23 protein-coding genes are annotated in these 18,141 nt (G+C 65.6%); 9 read left to right on the top strand and 14 right to left on the bottom strand.

What is annotated here, in order from left to right; translation table 11 throughout:
* Positions 1–2: 2 nt before the first annotated feature.
* Both ACWCIA_RS18375 and ACWCIA_RS18370 read left to right on the top strand, forming a co-directional pair.
* Entirely contained in the window at positions 3–614 is a 612-nt protein-coding gene (locus ACWCIA_RS18375; protein WP_454165576.1) for a hypothetical protein, read from the top strand.
* A 219-nt stretch (positions 615–833) separates the two neighbouring features.
* Entirely contained in the window at positions 834–1,205 is a 372-nt protein-coding gene (locus tag ACWCIA_RS18370; RefSeq protein ID WP_454165574.1) for a TraR/DksA family transcriptional regulator, read from the top strand.
* Here ACWCIA_RS18370 and phbB read toward each other — a convergent pair.
* From phbB to ACWCIA_RS18345, 5 genes are all read right to left on the bottom strand, one after another.
* On the bottom strand, positions 1,202–1,948 hold the full coding sequence (phbB, locus tag ACWCIA_RS18365; RefSeq protein ID WP_454165572.1) for an acetoacetyl-CoA reductase: 747 nt from the start codon (positions 1,946–1,948) through the stop codon (positions 1,202–1,204). The genes ACWCIA_RS18370 and phbB overlap by 4 nt on opposite strands.
* Positions 1,949–2,106: 158 nt before the next feature.
* Positions 2,107–2,661, bottom strand: coding sequence for a hypothetical protein (locus tag ACWCIA_RS18360; protein WP_454165692.1), 555 nt, complete (start codon positions 2,659–2,661; stop codon positions 2,107–2,109).
* 132 nt (positions 2,662–2,793) lie between these two features.
* Entirely contained in the window at positions 2,794–3,660 is an 867-nt protein-coding gene (locus ACWCIA_RS18355) for a M90 family metallopeptidase (protein ID WP_454165571.1), read from the bottom strand.
* 37 nt (positions 3,661–3,697) lie between these two features.
* Complete coding sequence (locus tag ACWCIA_RS18350) at positions 3,698–4,447, bottom strand: glutathione peroxidase (protein ID WP_454165569.1); 750 nt, start codon at positions 4,445–4,447, stop codon at positions 3,698–3,700.
* A 229-nt stretch (positions 4,448–4,676) separates the two neighbouring features.
* Positions 4,677–5,282: a winged helix-turn-helix domain-containing protein gene (locus ACWCIA_RS18345; protein WP_454165567.1), complete on the bottom strand. Its 606-nt coding sequence runs from the start codon at positions 5,280–5,282 to the stop codon at positions 4,677–4,679.
* Positions 5,283–5,749: 467 nt separating this feature from the next.
* Here ACWCIA_RS18345 and ACWCIA_RS18340 point away from each other — a divergent pair, with 467 nt between their 5' ends.
* Positions 5,750–6,793 carry an OmpA family protein gene (locus tag ACWCIA_RS18340; protein WP_454165565.1) on the top strand — a complete coding sequence of 348 codons (1,044 nt, stop codon included), beginning with the start codon at positions 5,750–5,752 and terminating at the stop codon, positions 6,791–6,793.
* Positions 6,794–6,859: 66 nt separating this feature from the next.
* The gene (locus ACWCIA_RS18335) at positions 6,860–7,774 is read left to right on the top strand and encodes a YihY/virulence factor BrkB family protein (protein WP_454165564.1); all 915 of its coding nucleotides are present in this window, start codon (positions 6,860–6,862) and stop codon (positions 7,772–7,774) included.
* A gap of 180 nt (positions 7,775–7,954) precedes the next feature.
* Here ACWCIA_RS18335 and ACWCIA_RS18330 read toward each other — a convergent pair whose 3' ends face one another.
* From ACWCIA_RS18330 to ACWCIA_RS18320, 3 genes are all read right to left on the bottom strand, one after another.
* Positions 7,955–9,208 carry an AI-2E family transporter gene (locus ACWCIA_RS18330; protein ID WP_454165562.1) on the bottom strand — a complete coding sequence of 418 codons (1,254 nt, stop codon included), beginning with the start codon at positions 9,206–9,208 and terminating at the stop codon, positions 7,955–7,957.
* Positions 9,209–9,263: 55 nt separating this feature from the next.
* On the bottom strand, positions 9,264–9,578 hold the full coding sequence (locus ACWCIA_RS18325; protein ID WP_454165560.1) for a BON domain-containing protein: 315 nt from the start codon (positions 9,576–9,578) through the stop codon (positions 9,264–9,266).
* A 71-nt stretch (positions 9,579–9,649) separates the two neighbouring features.
* Positions 9,650–10,210 carry a hypothetical protein gene (locus ACWCIA_RS18320; protein WP_454165559.1) on the bottom strand — a complete coding sequence of 187 codons (561 nt, stop codon included), beginning with the start codon at positions 10,208–10,210 and terminating at the stop codon, positions 9,650–9,652.
* Positions 10,211–10,414: 204 nt separating this feature from the next.
* Here ACWCIA_RS18320 and ACWCIA_RS18315 point away from each other — a divergent pair, with 204 nt between their 5' ends.
* Together ACWCIA_RS18315 and ACWCIA_RS18310 are read left to right on the top strand one after the other, a co-directional pair.
* Positions 10,415–10,903 carry a glycine zipper 2TM domain-containing protein gene (locus ACWCIA_RS18315; RefSeq protein WP_454165557.1) on the top strand — a complete coding sequence of 163 codons (489 nt, stop codon included), beginning with the start codon at positions 10,415–10,417 and terminating at the stop codon, positions 10,901–10,903.
* Positions 10,904–10,980: 77 nt separating this feature from the next.
* Positions 10,981–11,391 carry a hypothetical protein gene (locus ACWCIA_RS18310; protein WP_454165556.1) on the top strand — a complete coding sequence of 137 codons (411 nt, stop codon included), beginning with the start codon at positions 10,981–10,983 and terminating at the stop codon, positions 11,389–11,391.
* A gap of 467 nt (positions 11,392–11,858) precedes the next feature.
* Here the strand turns inward: ACWCIA_RS18310 and ACWCIA_RS18305 are convergent, their stop codons facing one another.
* The 6 genes from ACWCIA_RS18305 to ACWCIA_RS18280 all read right to left on the bottom strand — a co-directional run bounded on the left by ACWCIA_RS18305 (position 11,859) and on the right by ACWCIA_RS18280 (position 15,097).
* Positions 11,859–12,251, bottom strand: a complete 393-nt coding sequence (locus ACWCIA_RS18305) for a hypothetical protein (RefSeq protein ID WP_454165554.1) — start codon at positions 12,249–12,251, stop codon at positions 11,859–11,861.
* 25 nt (positions 12,252–12,276) lie between these two features.
* A complete protein-coding gene (locus ACWCIA_RS18300) occupies positions 12,277–12,663 on the bottom strand; it encodes a phage holin family protein (RefSeq protein WP_454165552.1) in 387 nt (128 codons plus the stop codon).
* Positions 12,664–12,681: 18 nt separating this feature from the next.
* Positions 12,682–13,017 (bottom strand): DUF883 family protein, encoded by a 336-nt coding sequence (locus ACWCIA_RS18295; protein WP_454165550.1) that lies wholly within the window; start codon positions 13,015–13,017, stop codon positions 12,682–12,684.
* A gap of 45 nt (positions 13,018–13,062) precedes the next feature.
* Entirely contained in the window at positions 13,063–13,602 is a 540-nt protein-coding gene (locus ACWCIA_RS18290; RefSeq protein WP_454165548.1) for a ferritin-like domain-containing protein, read from the bottom strand.
* Positions 13,603–13,629: 27 nt separating this feature from the next.
* Positions 13,630–14,553 carry an OmpA family protein gene (locus ACWCIA_RS18285; RefSeq protein ID WP_454165547.1) on the bottom strand — a complete coding sequence of 308 codons (924 nt, stop codon included), beginning with the start codon at positions 14,551–14,553 and terminating at the stop codon, positions 13,630–13,632.
* A 157-nt stretch (positions 14,554–14,710) separates the two neighbouring features.
* Positions 14,711–15,097, bottom strand: coding sequence for a DUF4398 domain-containing protein (locus tag ACWCIA_RS18280; protein WP_454165545.1), 387 nt, complete (start codon positions 15,095–15,097; stop codon positions 14,711–14,713).
* 197 nt (positions 15,098–15,294) lie between these two features.
* Between ACWCIA_RS18280 and ACWCIA_RS18275 the strand changes: the two genes are divergently transcribed.
* From ACWCIA_RS18275 to ACWCIA_RS18265, 3 genes are all read left to right on the top strand, one after another.
* Positions 15,295–17,358: an AsmA family protein gene (locus ACWCIA_RS18275; protein ID WP_454165543.1), complete on the top strand. Its 2,064-nt coding sequence runs from the start codon at positions 15,295–15,297 to the stop codon at positions 17,356–17,358.
* Between the two features lie 103 nt (positions 17,359–17,461).
* Positions 17,462–17,770, top strand: coding sequence for a BON domain-containing protein (locus ACWCIA_RS18270; RefSeq protein WP_454165542.1), 309 nt, complete (start codon positions 17,462–17,464; stop codon positions 17,768–17,770).
* A 21-nt stretch (positions 17,771–17,791) separates the two neighbouring features.
* Complete coding sequence (locus ACWCIA_RS18265; protein ID WP_454165540.1) at positions 17,792–18,013, top strand: prenyltransferase; 222 nt, start codon at positions 17,792–17,794, stop codon at positions 18,011–18,013.
* Positions 18,014–18,141 lie beyond the last annotated feature (128 nt).

Here is an 18,141-nt window from a genome sequence, read left to right as displayed (position 1 = left end):
GCATGAGCAACGAAACGAATGCGAACGAGGCCGGAAACGAGGCCGCCAGCACGGGCGGGATGGCCGATGTGGAAGAGGCCGGCAACGCGGCTGCGGCGGGTGGCGGCCCGGCAGCGGCCAAGGCCGGCGCCGCGCCGGCAGTCGGCAAGGCCGACGCCAACGGCCTGGCCAGCGTGCCCCAGATCGTGGAGCTGGCGGACCAGCTGTCGGCCTGCGCCGACCAGCTGCACGAACGCATCATGCGCGAGCTGCGCGCCTATGACGGCGGCCCGGTGCCGGACAAGGTGCAGGCGACGGCGCGCGCCCTGCTGGAGGACGAGCTGCTGCTGCGCCAGCGCGCCAACGGCCTGTACGCGGACGCCGCGACCTTCATCGTCAAGTCGCTCGGCAAGTCGCAGCAGAACATCGTGGCGCTGACGACCCAGGCCGCCGAGAAGATCCGCAAGATCGGGCAGATCGGCAATGCGACCAGCCTGGTCGCCGGCCTGCTGCACCTGGCGGGCGCCGCCGCCACCGGCCAAGCCGTGCCGATCATCATGGCGCTCGACAAGGTCCATACGCAACTGAAGGCGGTCGAGGCGGGACGCGCGCCGGCCACGCCCAAGAAGGCTTGAAGAGGATCGACAGGCAAGGGCGTCGCCAAAGCGCCGCCCTTGCCTGTTTTCTTGTTCCTTGTCCTCCACGTGCGCCCATGGCCTTCGCCGCCGCATCGCGCTACACTGGCCCCACACCAGTTCATGTGGGGAGTGCGCAATGGACGGCTTACCGATGTTCCCCGCACGCGGCGCGACCGTAGGCGACGCCGCTTCCCACGCATGCGCGATGCTTTCGCCATGACCGCCATGCCTCCCCTCGACCAGGGTCAACTGGCCCAGTTGCGCGCCGCGCTCGAGGCGCGCCTGGCGGCGCTGAGCGGCGTGAGCGAGCCGCAGGCGTCCGGCAGCGCGCGCGACCTGCCGGTATCCGAAATCGAAACCTCGCCCGCCGACAAGGCCACCGTGCGCCTGCTCAACGACCTCGCGCTCGAGGCCGCCGGACACAATGCGGCCCAGATGCAGGTGCTGCGCCACGCGCTGGCCAAGTTCGACGACGGCAGCTACGGCCTGTGCGAAGAGTGCGGCGGCGACATCGGCTTCTCGCGCCTGCAGGCACGCCCCGAGGCGCGCCTGTGCATTACCTGCCAGACCAGGCTGGAAAAACGTTAACGCATGTGCTGGCCGCCATTGATGGCAATGTCCGCGCCGGTCACGAAGCCGGCGGCATCCGAGGCCAGGTAAGCCACCAGCGCGGCGACCTCGTCCGGTTCGCCCAGGCGGCCTACCGGAATCTGCGGCAGGATCTTGGTCTTCATGACCTCTTCCGGCACGGCCTCGACCATTTTGGTGCGCAGGTAGCCGGGCGACACGGTGTTGACCGTGACCCCGTGGCGCGCCGTTTCCAGCGCGAGCGCCTTGGTAAAACCGTGCATGCCGGCCTTGGCGGCGGCGTAGTTGGCCTGGCCGAAGGCGCCGGCATTGGCGTTGACGGACGAGATATTCACGATGCGGCCCCAGCGCTGCGCGATCATCGGCTCGATCGCCCGGCGGCTCAGGTGGAACACGCTGTCGAGGTTGGTGCGCAGCACGGCGTGCCAGTCGTCCAGGCTCATCTTGCGCAGGCTGCGGTCGCGCGTGATGCCGGCGTTGTTGACCAGCACGTCGAGGCGGCCGTGCTCGGCCAGCAGGCGCTCCATCATCGCGCCGCAGGCGGCGTCGTCGGTGACGTCGAGGCGGTAGGCGCTGAAGCGGTAAGCCTCGTCGCGCTGCGCAGCGAGCCAGGCTTCGGGTGTGGTGTTGCTTGGCGAATAGGTCAGTGCAACCTGGAAGCCTGCGTCATGCAGGCGGCGGCAGAGCGCCGTGCCGAGTCCACCCATGCCGCCGGTGACCAGCGCCAATTTCTTCTTCTCCATTTTTCTCCCCTGTCGAGCGGCCAAATGGCCGAAAGCGACAAGTCTAGGAGTCTGGAAAGGGGCGCCTTTGACATGGATCAAAGCTTGGATGATGGAAAAGCATGTCCCCGCGGCACGCCGCGAGGACCCATCAGGCTACCACCGTGCCCGGCAAAAGCTCAGGCGATGACGTCCGGCGGACTGGAAGCGTCGAAGTCGGCCCAGTCGCCGTTGACGATATTGCCGCGTGCACGCTCGATCTGGAAGGCGCCGAGCCGGCGCAGCAGGTCGACCGCCTGCCCTTCCATCCCGGCGTCGTCGAAGGCGACGGCCACCAGCATGCCGGCCTTGCGCACCTCGAGCGGGGCACGGCCGCCGGCCTCGGCTTCGCCGGCTTCCTTCATCTTCGAAAAGCTGAACAGCGAACCGACGTGGGCGCCGAGCAGGCCGCCGACGATCGGGCCGGCCGGGCCGGTCAGGGGCGAGGTGGCGGCGCCGACCACGGCCCCGACCGCGCCGCCCGTGGCGCTGCCCTGGGCCAGGCCGATCGGCGCCTCCTTGGCGCCTGGCGACTGGATGTTGTCGCCGCCGATCGGCGTCATGTCGTGCTGGCCCGGCTGGCTCAGGTAAAAGGCGCTGATGCGCTCCTGCGCAAAGCCGGCCTCGCCCAGCGCCCGGCGCGCCACGTCGACTTCTTCCTGTGTCTGGAAATGCCCTGCAATAATGGTGGACATGGATTTCTCCTGCATCGATAGTATTGACAAGCATGCGCCTGCTGGACAGTAAGCTCTGTACGCAAACGCACGCAGTCTGTTCGGCTCGCGCCGCACGGTGAACCTGTCATCGAGGCCATCGGCCTGATGCTCCTACTGCCATTGCCCGTAGATACCGGGGTTCCACGAAGGTTCCTCGGGCGCGGCCTGCCAGGCGCGCGGGTCGACCCGGTAATACTTGAGGAATTCCTCGTACAGGGCCGGATGGCGGCTCGCCAGGCGGTGCGGCTGCTCGAAGAAGGCCTCGGTGGCGACCGCGAAGAACTCGGCCGGGTCGGTCGCGCCGTAATGGTCGAGTACGCCTTCCCTGCCGAACCAGGCATCCTCGCGCAGGGCGGCGAAGTCGCGCGACAGCACTTCCGACCAGCTGCGGTAACGCTCGGGACTGCCCAGGTAGGGCGCGCCGTTGGTCGCGCCCGACTCGCTGTCGAGCTGGTGCGCGAACTCGTGCAGCACCACGTTGTGGGCCGGCGGTTCAGCCATGCCGGCGCGCCGCACGTGGTCCCAGGACAGGATGACGCGGCCGTCGCCCCAGGATTCGCCCAGCAGGTCCTGGCGCTCCTCGGTCACGACGCCCGCCGTGTCGACCTGGCGGCGCGGCGCCAGGAAGGCGCCCGGATACACCAGCACCGCGTTCAGGGTCGGATACGCCGCATCGCCGCGCGTGCCCATCAGCAGCAGGCAGGCCTGGCCGGCAATCGTCAGGCGCATCTCGTCGGTGATGTCGAGGCCGGCGCAGCCGACAAAGGTTTTTTCGTGCAGGAAGCGCCGCACCAGGCGTTCGAGGCGGGTACGCGCCGCGCCGTCCATGGCGCGGTACTGCGCGACATTGCGTTCCAGGATGGCGAGCTCGTGCGGCTGGAGCGGGCGCGCCAGCGCCCGGCGCAGGCGCCAGCGCGGCACCGCCCAGAGCGCCAGGCCCAGGGCTCCCAGCAGGGAGAGCGTCAGCACGGCTTCCATGGTCCCTCCCCCGCTGGCAATCCGGTTCCCGCGGCCTTCACAGGCCCGCCTGGGCCAGGTGCGATTCGAGCTCGTCGGCGCCGCCGACCAGGCGCCCGCCGATGAAGACCTGCGGCCAGGTCATGCGTCCGCTGACCGCGCGCAGTACGCTGGTGTTGATCTTCTGCGACTGCGAAATGTCGGTATAGCGCAGGCCGCGCTCGGCCAGCGCCGCCTTGGCGCGCGCGCAGAATGGGCACCCGGGGCGCGAGAACATGACGATCGGGTCCGGCGCGCGGGCGTCCGGATTGATGTGGCGCAGCATGGTGTCGGCGTCCGAGACTTCGAAGGGGTCGCCCTCCACCTCCGGCTCGATGAACATCTTCTCGATGACGCCGTCGCGCACCAGCATCGAATAGCGCCAGGAGCGCATGCCGAAGCCGAGCTCGCGCTTGTCGACCAGCATGCCCATACCGCGCGCGAAATCGGCGTTGCCGTCAGGGACGAAGGTGATGTCGGCCGCATCCTGGCCCTGCTTCCATTCGTCCATGACGAAGGCGTCGTTGACCGACACGCAGAGGATGTCGTCGACGCCGTTCTGGCGGAACACGGGGGCCAGTTCGTTATAGCGTGGCAAATGGGTCGAGGAACAGGTCGGCGTGTAGGCGCCGGGCAGCGAGAACAGGACCACCGTCTTGCCCTTGAACAGCTCGTCGGTCCTCAGGTCGCGCCAGCCGTTTTCAAAACGCGTCTTGAACGCGACCTGGGGGACGGGCTTTCCTTCCAGCGATTCGGCACTCGGCAGCATGGGCACTCCTTTTGTAGGTGGGAACGCGGCACGGGGGCCGCACTCGCCCGCAGGTGGGGCCTGTTGCCGGGTTTTCAATGTTGTCCCGAGCACGTCCAGGGAAGCCCGGGGACGTAAACGGCAAACGCCGCGCAGTGCGCGGCGTTTGCGTGACGACAGCGATCGTCGGTAGCGGCAGGCGTGCGGCAGGTCTCCACCGCCGCGCGCCTCCGGTAGAAGCGCGGACGCCTTATTTGGCGACCTGGCCCGGGGCCGGGCCGAACAGGGCGGCGACCAGCGGATCGCGGGTGACCGGGCTGCGGTTAACGCGGATGGCGTAGTGGGTGTCGTCGGCCAGGATGTGGAAGTGGCGGCCGCTGCCTGCCATGCTCTGCTCGCGCAGGCCTGGGCGCTCCTTGCGCGGGGCGGCGCCTTCGCGCTTCGGCTGGCAGATCGCTGCCAGGAAGGCCTTGACACGTTCCTGGTCGGGGCAGATCTGGTACACGGCCTTGCCCAGGTAGGTGGCGGTGCCTTCGATGTAGCGGGCCAGTTCGATGACGCCGGCTTCGCGCAGGTCGCGGATGTATTTGCGGGCGCCGGAAGGCGAAAACTTCAGGAACCATGCGATCTCGTCGGCGAGCATCTCATGGGTCGACAATTCGTTGATCAGCTTTTGCATGTTCTCGATCCGACGCTGCGTAGCAGAAGTCGACCGCACACGTTCGATCGGCGCGAGGGAGATCGGCGCACGCTCGGTTGGTTGTGGCGGGACGCGTTCGATCAGCGCTGAGTTGCTGGAAGTGTGCACTGCGCCAATGTCGCCTTGCACCGCGTTGTGATGAGTCGTTGCATGCATGTTGGTAACTCCAAATGAAAGAGAGACTGGTGATCCGGGTCGCTGTATGTTGTCTGACCTGCCGACAACACCTCGGGTTCCGCTTAACTGAACGCATCATCGCTTGCATCAGACCTGCCGGTCTGTGCGCCAGCCCACATTAACAAAATTCCTCTAGGCATTTCTTTCAGTCTCTTGTTTTGAGAAAACGCAGCCGTTTTCGTCAAAAAACCTGACTTGTCTCATTAACACAACACTTCGCTTGTATTCTTTTTGCATAAATACAGCTGGGCTAGCATGCCATTTTTTTATCGCTCTATATAGAGGGAATGTGTTGGCGAGACGATACTGTTGCAATTTTGTCACTCAGCAGTAAACCTAGGTGCGCTAGCGCACCGACCCTCCGGAACCCCGGCTCGTATTCTTCACTCCAACATCACTGTCAAGGCAACGATGTCACCCACCCTTTCACTTTATGGGAGTTACCTGTGAACAATACGAAGAAAATCGCCCTGGCCGTCGCCATGCTCTGCGCTGCCGGCTCCTCGCTGGCCCAAGAAATCAATCCTTCCTGGTATGTCCAGCCGAGCGTCGTTGGCATGAAGCCGGATGCCGACTTCGGCGTCGACAAGCGCGACTGGGGCGTTGGTCTGAAGTTCGGTAAAGCTGTTCACCCGTACTGGGACGTCCAGATCGGCGCGACCCATGCCCGCACCGAGGAATTCCCTGCGACTTACCGCCAGACCCTGCTGGGCGCCGATGCATTGCTGATGCTGTCGCGCGAACGCTTCCGTCCATTCGTCCTCTTCGGCTTCGGCGTCGAGCGTGACCGTGTCGAGAACCCGGCCCGCGGCATCGCCTACCTGAACAAGAACTCCCCATACGCCACCGCCGGCGTCGGTTTCCAGTACAGCTTCACCCCGCAGATGTCCATGCAGGCCGACATCCGTTCGGTGCGCGGCTTCCTGCGCCATGAAGAGCTGTATGGCTTCAAGCAGAGCAACAACAAGTACGTCACCGTCGGCCTGAACTACGCGTTCAGCCCACCGCCGGCAGCACCGGCACCGGTCATGGAGCCAGCACCGGCACCGGTCGCCGAAGCACCGGCACCGGCACCAGCACCGGCACCAGTCGCTCCGCCGCCGGCGCGCTTCGAGAAGATCACTCTGGAAGCGACCAAGATGTTCGAATTCGACAAGGCGACGCTGATCATGCCGGCACCGAAGCTCGACGAGATCGCTGCTGCCCTGCAGGCCGATCCGAGCATCACCGACGTGGACATCACCGGCTACACCGACCGCCTGGGTTCGGAAAAGTACAACCTGAAGCTGTCGGAGCGCCGCGCCAACGCCGTGCGTGACTACCTGATCGGCAAGGGCATCGCGGAAAACCGCCTGAAGGCCTACGGCAAGGGCGAAGCCAACCCGGTCGTCACCTGCAACGAGAAGAACCGTGCAGCCCTGATCGCCTGCCTGGAACCGAACCGCCGCGTGGAAGTCGAGCAGATCACCATCGAAAAGCGCGTGCAGTAATCGTGTCACTGGTGTAAAGCCAACAAAAGGGGCCGCGTGCCCCTTTTCTTTTTCCGGAGAATCGGTATGGATAAAAAACAATGGTTCCCATACTCGCGCCAGATCATCCACATCCTGAAGTGCTCGGTCACCGAGTGGTTTGCGCACCGTTGCGGCAGCAAGGGTGCGGCGCTGGCGTTCTACACCCTGTTTTCACTGGCCCCGGTCCTGGTGCTGGTGATCGCGGTCGCCGGTTTCTTCTATGGCGCCGAAGCGGCGCAAGGGCAGCTGTTCAACGAGTTGCGCGGCCTGGTGGGCGCCCAGGGGGCTGAAGCGATCCAGTCGGTGCTGGCCGGCGCCCGGAACAAGGAATCGGGCATGATCGCCACGATCGTTGCCACCGTCCTGCTGCTGGTGGGCGCGACCACAGTCTTTGCCGAGCTCAAGGACAGCCTCGACGAGATCTGGGGCGTGCCGGCGCCAAAGGACGCCACCTTCTGGGACACGGTGCGCACGCGCGTCCTGTCCTTCGGGCTGATCCTGGTGCTGGGCTTCCTGCTGATGGTGTCGCTGGTCGTCAGCGCCGCGCTTGCCGTGGTTGAGAACTATCTTGGCGGTATGTGGAAAGAAGCCAGCGTGATCATGGGCTGGATCTCGTCCTGCATCAGCTTCCTGGTAATCGCCACCCTCTTCGGCGTCATTTACAAGCTGCTGCCGCGCCTCCACCTGTCCTGGCGCGACGTGGCCATCGGCGCGCTGGGGACGGCCGCCATGTTCACCCTCGGGAAGTTCGCGATTGGCCTGTACATCGGCAACAGCGGCGCCGCCAGCAGCTTCGGCGCAGCCGGTTCGCTGATCGCCCTCCTCCTCTGGGTGTATTACTCGGCCCAGATCTTCTTCCTCGGCGCCGAGTTCGCACGGCAGTATGCCCTGCAGCTGGGCAGCCTGCGGCACAAGCCGGACCATGAGACCGGCGCGAAGAACGTCAAGCGGATGGCGTGATCGTCGTGCGATGACATGGAACGGCGCGGATTCCGGACGGGGTCCGCGCCGTTTTTTATGCATGTTTGTTGGTAAGCGGTATATTGAAGACGATGGTGAACGGCCGTTCACGTAGGGTGGACTCTCGAGTCCACGCGTGTACCTGCCATTGAATACCCGACCGTTTCCCGCGGCCGCGAACTATTCGCCCAGCAACTCCGCCAGGACTTCCATCCCCTCGACGCGCTCGGCCACGACTTTCAGCACGACCACGACCGGCACGCCCAGCAGCAGGCCCCACATGCCCCACAGCCAGCCCCAGAACAGCAGGCTGACGAACACGGCGGCCGGGTTCATCTTGGCGATCTTGCCGGTCATCCAGGTGGTGACCACCATGCCGACCAGGGTCGCAATGCCCATCGAGGCGCCCGCGACGAGGATGACCATGCGCAGCGACTCGAACTGCAGGAAGGCCACCAGCCCGGTCGCGGTGGTGATCAGGAGCGGCCCGAAATACGGCATGACGTGGGCGATGCCGGCGAAGATGGCCCAGGCGCCCGCGTTCTCCAGGCCGATCGCGCGCAGCGCCACCCACATCAGGAGCGCGAGCAGGATGTTCGTCACCAGCAGCATGAACATGTAGTTCTGGATCGAGGTGTTGATGTCCTCGAGGATGTGCACGGTCACCTTCTTGCGCGTCAGCGAAGGACCGGTCAGCTTGACCAGCTTGCGCTTGAAGGTGTCTCCCGCCAGCAGCAGGAAGAACACGAGGAAGAGCACCATGGTTGCCTGGGTGACGAAGGCGGCCAGGCCGACCGAGCCGGCCAGCAGCCAGTCGGTGATGCGGAACGACGGCGACGCCGGCTGCGACAGGGCCGGGCGGCGCTGGATCAGGCGCGCATCCTTGTTCCCGCCGACGCCGGCGGTGGCCTGCTCGATCTCGGCGGCCGCCTTGCGCATGTTTTCGATGGTCGAGCCCTGCCCCGAGGCCGTCTTGGCCAGCAGCTTGGTGACCTTCTGGGTCAGCGTCGGCAGCTCGTCGATGATGTTGAAGAATTCGTCCTGCAGCCGGTACATGGTCGCGCCCAGTCCTCCGATGAGGATGGCGGTGACGAGCGTGGCGCCGATGACGCGCTTGATGTGCAGGCGCTCGAGCCAGCGCACGACGGGGCTCAGGGTGTAAGCGATGAAGATGCCGAGCAGGAGCGGCACGAAGAATTTTTGCGCCCACTGGAGGGCGAAGACGAAGGCCACGGTGGCCAGGATGCCGAGCGAGAGGCCGCGTGCGTTGACGTGGATCGGCAGGCGCAGGCCGCTGGCATGCAGGGTGGGGTCGTCGCCCGGGCCGGGTTGCAGCTCGGGAACGACGGCGCCGGCCGCAATGGCCGGCGCTGCCTCGGGGGCGGCGGATTCATGTGGCTCGGCGGGTGCCGAGCCAGGAGCGGCGAGACGCATATGTTTGCCAGATAATGGTTGCCGGACCGCCGCCCGGCGAGGTCCCCGGGAAGGATTACTTCACGCGGATGTCGTTCTTGACCGAGGTTACACCCTTGACGCCGCGTGCGATTTCGACGGCGCGCTGGGCGTCGCCTGGCTGGGCCACGAAGCCCGACAGCTGGACGTCGCCCTTGAAGGTTTCGACGTTGATTTCGGTCGCCTTCACGGTCGGGTCGGCGGCGAAGGCGGTCTTCACCTTGGCGGTGATGACGCTGTCATCGACGTATTCGCCGGCGCTTGCACGCTGTGGATCCGAAGCGCAGCCGACCATGGCAAAAGCGAGGGCGCCGGTGAACACTGCGGTAGCGATGCGTTGGGTGATCTTCATGATGTATCCCTTTCTGTTGTCGATAAAGTCAAATGATGCTCAATAGTGCTCGAATGAGCGGATCCGGTACGTCACTTGCCGTACGCGGTTTTTGCGGCGTTGACACATTGGTCTTTCACCGCGCCGGCAAACGCGTCGCACTTTTCAAGGGCGACGCGGTACTCCGCCGTTAGTTTGTCTTCACGCGCATCGGTGCGCGCTTCGATCATCTTGCGATCCGCCCGGGCATCGGCCTGGGCGGCAATCAGTGTGGCCTTCGCCTGCTTCAGGCAGACGTCGCGCTCGTTCCCGGTCACGGCGCCGCAGCGCGCCTTGTCGCGCCCATAGATGGCGTCGGCGATGCGCATGCGGGCCTGGGTATAGGCCTTCAGGGTGTTCTTGTAGGCGGCGCCCGCCTCTTCCTCGACCCGGACCCGCTCGGCCTTGGCCTCGGCCACGCACACGTCGCGCGGATTGCCGGTCACGGTATCGCAACGGGCGCGTGCCGCCTTGTAGGCGCTCGCCGCCGCGTCGCGTGCCGTGTGGTAGGCGGTCTTGGCGTCCGGCACGGGCTGGGCGACGACCTGGGCGCGGGTATGGGAGGACCACAGCAGGGCTGCCCCGATGACCAGCAGCGCATGTATATTTTTCATTTTTGTCTTCATGCTTTTGTTCTCCAATTGTCAACACGCTAACGATGTTGTACGCCGATCGCGCGCTGGTTTCTGTTCGCTGTCGAACACAACAACGAGATGTTGAGGACACATAGCAAAGTGGCAACTGATGGTGCGTGATCGCACAGACTCACGTTGAGCACGGTCCTATTCTTGGCTCACATCTTTTGCCAGGAGAACAATATGAAACCGATTCGTACCCTTGCCGCTGTGGTCGCGGCCGGCGCCCTGATCTCGGGCTGCGCCAGTTCGCCTTCGTATAACAACGGTTATGGCAGCGGCGGCTATGCCAGCGGCGGTTACGCCGGCGGCTACAGCAACACCGCATCGATGGGCTACGGCACCATCGAATCGATCCAGGTGACCCAGGCCGGCGATGGCCGCACCAGCGGCGCCGGCGCGATCGTCGGCGGCCTGGTGGGCGCACTGGCGGGCAACCAGGTCGGCAGCGGCAGCGGCCGTACCGCGGCGACCGTGGCGGGCGGCGTCGCCGGCGCAGCCATCGGCAATAACGTCGAGCGCAACCGCGCGGCTGGCAACGGCCAGGAGATGTACCAGGTCAACGTGCGCATGGACAACGGCGAATACCGCACCGTGGTCCAGGACAGCGTCTACGACCTGCGCGTGGGTAACCGCGTGCGCCTGGTCGACGGCCGCGTCTACCGCTACTGATCCTTCATCCGGTATAGATGAACGGATCGCTGACGGGCCGGCTCTTGCCGGCCTGTTGCATTGATAGTGAGGAAAACATGGATGCTCGACTGGATGTGAAACGGATGCTGGCCGCCTGCCTGCTGGCCGGCGCCTGCGCGGGCGCGCACAACGCGATGGCGCAGGCTACGGGGACGGAAACGCCGCAAGCGGCACAATCGCCGCAAGCCGGCAGCAGCGACGCGACGGTGTCCCCGGCCGCATCGGCCAAGCAGGCGCGCGAAATCGCCAGCGGCGACCCGGTGCGCTGGTACCAGGAAGACGCCAACGGCGCGCAGCGCATGCGCACCCGCCAGAAGGAGATTGGCGCGGCGCTGGACGAGGCGAAGAATGCTTGCCGCCAGGGACCGGCGGCGGAGCGTCCGGCGTGCCTGAAGGCGGCCCAGGATACCTGGCAAAAGGAAATGAATTTGCTGCGCGCGGAAGCGCCGGCGCGGCCGGGGACTTGAGGGGTTGGGCTGCACGGCCAGCAGGCCAGGACAGGGTGAAAACGCCGCTTCGAATCGCATCGGAACGGCGTTTTTCTTGACAGCGCGTGTCCGTGTGTCTTGCCTGGTAGTCGCAATCGTCTGTAGACGCGGCCGGCGACGCACACCGCACAAAAAAAGACGGCGTCCAATCAATGATTGCGACGCCGCTCAAGCCCCACCATATTCTGTACTGCACTTCGTCCGGCGACCCGCGCCTGACGCATCGGAAACACTTGGCCAAGGCCCCTGCCGATCTCCACGGGCCGGCAGGAAGGCCCTGACGCCAACAGGGCGACGGCCGACTGACCGACCACCCCGATACTACCGGACCTCGTGCCGGCGAAGCGCCAGCATGAGGCCTTGCACCAAGGCCGCACTAAGCCTTCACTCAGTCCGCACCGGGCAAGCACGACGTCCCTGCCCTTCACGATCACAGCGTCGTACTATCACTCCTCGCCGCGCTGTATGCGGCGCCGCTTCATGAACCAGCCTGCGACCGCCATCAGTACCGTACCGGCAACGACCTGCTTGCCCATCCGGCGCTGGCGCACGAAGTTGAATGCACCCAGCGCATAAGGCATCAGCACCGAGACGCTCGTGCCCGTGGGTTTCAGCAAAGCATCAGCCCGTGCCCGCAACGCCCATGTCGCATGGTCTAAGGCAGAATGTAGCATGACTTCGGGCCGCGCGCCGTGCTTTACCTGTGCCTTGGCGTAGGTGACGCCGGCACGGAAGAACTCGCCCTCGCGCTTGAGCTCTGCCATGCGCGTGACGGGATCGCGGCTGTGCTTGTGGCCGGCCAGGCCGGTAGGCTCGTCCTTGTGGTTATGTTTTTCCATGTTCGCTCCCCTGTGTGGTCGCCGCTCAGAGCAGCGCGTCGCGGTCGGCCCGCAGTTCGTTCATCGTTTCAGGGAAGGCAAGCTTGCCCTGCTTGAGCATGGCCATTCCCCGCATCACGAGTACGACCGTGATCACCAGGAACACCAGGAACATCACCAGCAGGATCTTCCAGCCCCAGGAGTCCCAGGCCAGCGCCACGATGGTTGCGGTGCCGTAGGCGATGGCGAACCACACGGCGAGGACCGCGCCGGCAAACAGCGCCAGCAGCTCGATCACGTGGTTACGCACCTGCGACATCTCGAGCGCCGCCAACTCCACGCGGGACACGACCAGGCCGAACAGGTTCTTGGCCAGGCCGGAAATTCCGCCCATGAGTCCGGGCCCATGCACGACGGTTTCGGTCTTTTCCATGGTGTTCTCCGGCGCTCGTTATTTACGACCAAGAAGGATGCCGACCAGCAGGCCGACGCTCGCTGCGGCTGCGACGGTGCGCCACGGGTTGTCCTTAACGTAGACATCGGCAGTCTGGGCCAGTTCCTTGCTCTTCACGACAGCTTGACCCTGGTACTGGCTGGCCTTGCCCATCGCGCGGTCCAGCAGTTCCATGCCGCGCGTGCGCAGTTCGTCGGCCTTGTCGCCAGTCAGCGAAGCGGCGGCAGTCAGCATCGCCTGGGCGTCCTTGACCAGCAGCTTCATGTCGGCGCCGGCATTCTGGAGGCCGCTGTCGATCGAGCGGGCGCTGCCGCGGGTGGTGGTGTCTAGCATGATGAACTCCTGTTGTTGGTTATGGTGGTATTGAAGAGGTAAAAATCAGGGAACCAGGAAATCGCGCATGTCGTCGGCGTGCTCTTCCTCGACGGCAAGAATCTCGACCAGCATCTGGCGCGTGGTCGGGTCCTTGTCGCCGATCGCCTGGATCATCTGGCGATAGGATTCGATCGCGACGCGCTCGGCGATCAGGTCGGCGCGTACCATGGCTTGCGTATCTTCCGAATCGTCGTACTCGGCGTGCGAGCGCGCCGTGAGCGTGGCCGGATTGAAGTTCGGCGAGCCGTTCAGCTGCACGATGCGCTCGGCGATGCGGTCGGCGTGTTCCTGTTCCTGCTGGGCATGCTCGAGGAACTCGGCCTTCAGCTCGCCGTTACCCGGGCCGGCCACGGTGTAGTAGTGGCGCTTGTAGCGCAGCACGCACAGCAGCTCGGTGGCGAGCGCATCGTTGAGCATCGCGATGACCGCCTCGCGGTCGGCCTGGTAGCCCGCGGTGACGGCGCCGTCATCGAGGTTGGCTGCTGCGCGGCGGATCGCCTCGACGTCGAAGCCATGTGCCAACGACGTTGTGTTCTGTTCCATGATGTTTCCTTAAAAATCGAAGATGAATCAGCGCCCTGCCGTGCGCGGCGGAATCGGGTTGGCGTCGTTCGACAGCACGATCTCGACGCGGCGGTTCAGCTGGCGGTTGCCGGCGTTGTCGTTCGGTGCGACAGGGAAGGCTTCGCCGTAGGCGCGCATGGCGATGCGGTCACGCGGCACGCCCATGCTGCCGAGGGCGGTCGCGACGGCGTTCGCGCGGCGCTGCGACAAATCCTGGTTGTAGCTCGAGCTGCCGGTGCTGTCCGTAAACCCTTCGACCAGCACAGACCGCTCCGGGTTCTGCGCCATCACGTCGGCGAGCTTGCGCAGGGTCGACATTCCGTTCGGCGTCAGCTCGGCCTTGCCGGTGGCGAACAGCACGTCGCCGATGGTGACGACCATGCCGCGCTCGGTCTTCTTGGCCTGCAGTTCGACCAGCATGGCTTCGAGCTGGGCGGTGCGTTCGGCCATCATCCGGGCCTGGTCCTGGGCGGCGCTGGCCTGCGCCTGGGCGCTGGCGGCCTGCTGCTGGGCGGCGGCGGCCGCGGCCTGGGCTGCCTCTGCCTCGCGTTTCGCACGTTCCGCCTCGGCGGTACGCGCCTCCAAACGCACGGCATTGCGTTCGCTGGCGGCGTTGGCGATCTCGGCCTCGGCGGCCTTGGCGCGCGCCACTTCCTGGGCGGTGGCGATCTTCTGCTTGGCCACATAGGCGAGGCGGTCGATGTCTTCCAGGCTTTCCTTCTTGGCGGCCGCGGTGTTGGCGGCGTTCAGGGCGTCGCTGGCCTGCTTGAATTCCAGCGGCGCATAGCTCGACACTTGCGGGTTGTTATTGGCGGCAACGAAATCGGCGCGCGCCTGGTCCAGCGTCGGCGTGGTGGTCGGGGTGGTGCTGCAGGCGGCCAGCAGGATCGCGCTGGCGAAGACGGCCGGTTTGAAGAATGGTACTTTCATGATCTTGCCCTCCGGTGGCGCCATGGCGGCGCGTTGGTGTTCTATCGACTGGCGCAAGGCCGGGAGCCGATGGTGTCGGCATGCAACCGGCGCTGCGCCGCTGGCAAAGCTGGAAAATCAGCTGGCAACCCGCGGACAGCCCGCAGGCAGCATCGTCTTACTGCGAGTTGGCGCGCTCGACTTCCTGGCGCAGCACGCGCAGGTCTTCGTTGAGCGCGTTCGAGGCTGCCGTCGCCTTGGCCGAAGCGGCCTTGCTCTGGGCCAGCTGGGCGTCCGCCTGGGCCTGCATCGCCAGTTCGCGCGCCAGCTTGTAATCCTTCGCCGCGAGCGCTTCGTTGGCGCGCATCATCTTGGCGCGCGCTGCCGTGATCTCGGCCGGCGCCAGCTCGGCCGCACCGGCCTGCACCGCATTGGCGACCGCATTGCGCGACACCGCCACGTCGGCCGTGGCCGGCGCCTTCTGGCTGGCGCAGGCGCTCAGTGCCAGAACGGCAGCCACGGCGGCTGCCTGGGCAAGGCCGTTCATTGGGCGAATTGCTTTCATGTCATTTCTCCTGGGATGTTAGGAAGTTGTTGAAGTTATAAACCTGTTACTGGTCCAGTTCGGTACGCTGCCGCACATAGACCAAGGATGGGAGCGCCCGTGCGGCGCTCATCCTTTTCAGCGTGCGGCATCGCACATTGATGACCGGGGCCTTTGCGCTAAGCTGGCCGCACGACCGAACCCCACGAAGGATCGTCATGCCCGATACCACACCCCAGCGCGGAGCGCACAAGCAAGGCGGCGGCAACAAGAAAAAAATCCTCTTCGGCCTCCTCGCTACCCTGATCGCGATCCCCGTCATCGCTATCATTTTTATCCTTACTTTCGACTGGAACAAGGCCAGGCCCTGGCTCAATGCGAAGGTCAGCGAAGCCATCGAACGTCCCTTCGCGATCCGCGGCAATCTCGCGGTGCAATGGGAAATCCCGGCGCGCCGCATGGCGCCGGCCGACCGCCACCTGCGCGACTGGCTGCCCTGGCCGCACCTGATCGCCAACGACGTCCACGTCGGCAACCCGGCCAACATGAAGCAGGCGGACATGGCGCGGGTGCGCCAGTTCTCGTTCTCGCTCAACCCGCTCGGGCTGCTGCACCACACGATCGGCATTCCCGTGCTGCGCTTCGATTCGCCCTACGTCGAGCTGCAGCGCACCGACAGCACCCACTACAACTGGGTCTACAAGAAGAAGGACACGGAATCGAAGTGGCAGCTCGACCTCGAACGGGTAGTGCTGACCGACGGCGTGGTGCGCGTCGTCGACGCCGTCACCAAGGCCGATATCACGGCCCAGGTGCGCACCCTCGACAAGGACCCGAAATACGGGGTCGGCTTCAAGGTCACGGGCAGCTACAACGGCGCGCCCGTCACCGGCGGGGGCAAGGTCGGCCAGGTGCTGTCGCTGAAGGACCAGAACACGCCCTACCCGGTCCAGGCCGACATGCGCAGCGGCCCCAGCCGCATCGCCATCGAAGGCACGGTCACCAGCCCGGCCAAGCTGAAGGCGGTCGACCTGCAGCTCGAACTGGCCGGGCGCAGCATGGCGCGGCTGTACAACTTCACGAAGATCACCTTACCGGAGACCCCGGCCTTCTCGACCTCCGGCCACCTGAAGGGCGAACTCGACCGCGAGCACGGCCGCTGGACCTACGACCGCTTCAAGGGCAAGGTCGGCTCGAGCGACATTTCCGGCAAGCTGGTGTTCGAAGGCGGCAAGCCGCGTCCCAAGCTGAGCGGCAACGTGGCGACGCGCCAGCTGGTGTTCTCCGACCTCGCGCCCCTGATCGGCGGCGACTCGAACGAAAGCAAGAAGGCGCGCGGCGTCGAGGCGGTGCAGCCGGGCGGCAAGGTGCTGCCGGTCGAGGAATTCCGCACCGAGCGCTGGAAGGCGATCGACGCCGACGTGCGCTACACGGCCGAGCGCATCATCCGCGAGAAGACCCTGCCGATCTCCAAGCTCTCGACCCACCTCATCATGAAGGACGGCGTGATCACCCTCGCCCCGCTCGACTTCGGCGTGGCCGGCGGCACCCTGCGTTCGACCATCCGCCTCGACGGCAGCGGCGCCAAGGGCAATACGATCGCGGCCACCGCCAAGGTCACGGCGCGCAAGATCGAGATCAAGCAGCTGTTCCCGACCATCGAGAAGATGCAGGCCACGGTCGGCACGATCAACGGCGACGCCCAGCTGTCGGCCACCGGCACCTCGGTCGCGTCCCTGCTCGGCTCGTCCGACGGCGAAGTCAAGGCGCTGGTCAACCAGGGCACGATCAGCAAGATGCTGCTCGAAATGGCGGGCCTGAACGTCGGCAACATCATCGTCACCAAGCTCTTCGGCGACAGGCCCGTGCAGCTCAATTGCCTGGCGGCCGACTTCAACGTGAACGACGGCGTGATGCAGTCGCAGGTCTTCGTCGTCGACACCCAGGAGGCGATCATCCGCGTGAACGGCACGGTGAACCTGGCGAACGAGCAGATGGACCTGACGATCAAGCCCGACACCAAGGCGCTGCGCCTGTTTACCCTGCGCGCGCCGCTGTACGTGCGCGGCCCCTTCAGCAAGCCCGACGTGTCGGTCGACAAGGGCGTGCTGGCCCTGAAGGCGGGCGGCGCCGCGGTACTGGCGGCCGCGGCGGCGCCGGTGGCGGCGCTGATCCCGCTGATCAATGCGGGGCCGGGCGAGAACAGCGACTGCGGCCGCCTGGTCGCGCTGGCCAGGCAAAAGCCGACCGCGCCCCCGCCGGGCAAGGCCCAGGACCGCTGATGAGCAAAGGGGGCGCAGTGTGTGTTGCCGAACAGACTCTGCCTTTCGCCAAGCGTAGTCTGCAGGCATGGACGGAACAACAACTCTGCATCGAGGAAAGCGCATGAGGCATTGGAAACCGGCCATGGCACTGCTGGCGGCCCTGACGATGGGCGGCACGCTGGCAGGCTGCGGAAGCAGCCCGCCGGCACCGCCGCCAGCCGTCGACGATGCGGCGATTGCGACCAACGTAAAGGCCGCCATCGGCAGCAGTCCGGAATTGAAGTCGGCTGACATCGATGTCGCCAGCCGCGAAGGCATTGTCCAGTTGAGCGGGTATGTGAGCTCGGCGGACAGCGTGGCAACCGCAGCGTCGGTTGCCCGCACAGTGAAGGGCGTGAAGTCGGTGAAAAACGACCTGCGCCTGAAGTAAACCCCACCAAAGGAGAGCAATATGAAGACGATCAAACACCTGGCAGTGAGCGCTACCCTGGCAACCCTGGCACTCGGCATGGCCGGCTGCTCGAGCATGTCGCATCAGGACAAGGCCACTGCGGTCGGCGCCGGCGCCGGCGCAGTCATCGGCGGCGCCCTGACCGGCGGCAGCGCTGCGGGCGTGGTTGGCGGCGCAGCCGTCGGCGGCGTCGTCGGCAACCAGGCCGGCAAGACCAACTAAGCAGCACCACGTAGCACCACCCAGGCAAACACACGACACGCCCCGCTTGCGTACTGCGCAAGCGGGTCGTTGCGTTTTGTGGGGCTATGTTGAGCCAGGGCTGCTCACCTGCACGACCGCGTGGGCAC

It is taken from the genome of Massilia sp. SYSU DXS3249 (genome assembly GCF_053668055.1).
This window is presented reverse-complemented; position numbering and strand designations above follow the sequence as displayed.

Excerpts from the sequence above, each read along its gene's own strand:
- ACWCIA_RS18295 (WP_454165550.1), bottom strand. The coding sequence starts at position 13,017 with ATGCTAGACACCACCACCCGCGGCAGCGCCCGCTCGATCGACAGCGGC.
- ACWCIA_RS18325 (WP_454165560.1), bottom strand. The coding sequence starts at position 9,578 with ATGAAGATCACCCAACGCATCGCTACCGCAGTGTTCACCGGCGCCCTC.
- ACWCIA_RS18330 (WP_454165562.1), bottom strand. The coding sequence starts at position 9,208 with ATGCGTCTCGCCGCTCCTGGCTCGGCACCCGCCGAGCCACATGAATCC.
- ACWCIA_RS18315 (WP_454165557.1), top strand. The coding sequence starts at position 10,415 with ATGAAACCGATTCGTACCCTTGCCGCTGTGGTCGCGGCCGGCGCCCTG.
- ACWCIA_RS18290 (WP_454165548.1), bottom strand. The coding sequence starts at position 13,602 with ATGGAACAGAACACAACGTCGTTGGCACATGGCTTCGACGTCGAGGCG.
- ACWCIA_RS18305 (WP_454165554.1), bottom strand. The coding sequence starts at position 12,251 with ATGGAAAAACATAACCACAAGGACGAGCCTACCGGCCTGGCCGGCCAC.
- ACWCIA_RS18370 (WP_454165574.1), top strand. The coding sequence starts at position 834 with ATGACCGCCATGCCTCCCCTCGACCAGGGTCAACTGGCCCAGTTGCGC.
- ACWCIA_RS18350 (WP_454165569.1), bottom strand. The coding sequence starts at position 4,447 with ATGCTGCCGAGTGCCGAATCGCTGGAAGGAAAGCCCGTCCCCCAGGTC.
- ACWCIA_RS18335 (WP_454165564.1), top strand. The coding sequence starts at position 6,860 with ATGGATAAAAAACAATGGTTCCCATACTCGCGCCAGATCATCCACATC.
- ACWCIA_RS18265 (WP_454165540.1), top strand. The coding sequence starts at position 17,792 with ATGAAGACGATCAAACACCTGGCAGTGAGCGCTACCCTGGCAACCCTG.
- phbB (WP_454165572.1), bottom strand. The coding sequence starts at position 1,948 with ATGGAGAAGAAGAAATTGGCGCTGGTCACCGGCGGCATGGGTGGACTC.
- ACWCIA_RS18280 (WP_454165545.1), bottom strand. The coding sequence starts at position 15,097 with ATGAAAGCAATTCGCCCAATGAACGGCCTTGCCCAGGCAGCCGCCGTG.
- ACWCIA_RS18310 (WP_454165556.1), top strand. The coding sequence starts at position 10,981 with ATGGATGCTCGACTGGATGTGAAACGGATGCTGGCCGCCTGCCTGCTG.
- ACWCIA_RS18320 (WP_454165559.1), bottom strand. The coding sequence starts at position 10,210 with ATGAAAAATATACATGCGCTGCTGGTCATCGGGGCAGCCCTGCTGTGG.
- ACWCIA_RS18375 (WP_454165576.1), top strand. The coding sequence starts at position 3 with ATGAGCAACGAAACGAATGCGAACGAGGCCGGAAACGAGGCCGCCAGC.
- ACWCIA_RS18275 (WP_454165543.1), top strand. The coding sequence starts at position 15,295 with ATGCCCGATACCACACCCCAGCGCGGAGCGCACAAGCAAGGCGGCGGC.
- ACWCIA_RS18360 (WP_454165692.1), bottom strand. The coding sequence starts at position 2,661 with ATGTCCACCATTATTGCAGGGCATTTCCAGACACAGGAAGAAGTCGAC.
- ACWCIA_RS18355 (WP_454165571.1), bottom strand. The coding sequence starts at position 3,660 with ATGGAAGCCGTGCTGACGCTCTCCCTGCTGGGAGCCCTGGGCCTGGCG.
- ACWCIA_RS18285 (WP_454165547.1), bottom strand. The coding sequence starts at position 14,553 with ATGAAAGTACCATTCTTCAAACCGGCCGTCTTCGCCAGCGCGATCCTG.
- ACWCIA_RS18300 (WP_454165552.1), bottom strand. The coding sequence starts at position 12,663 with ATGGAAAAGACCGAAACCGTCGTGCATGGGCCCGGACTCATGGGCGGA.
- ACWCIA_RS18270 (WP_454165542.1), top strand. The coding sequence starts at position 17,462 with ATGAGGCATTGGAAACCGGCCATGGCACTGCTGGCGGCCCTGACGATG.
- ACWCIA_RS18345 (WP_454165567.1), bottom strand. The coding sequence starts at position 5,282 with ATGCATGCAACGACTCATCACAACGCGGTGCAAGGCGACATTGGCGCA.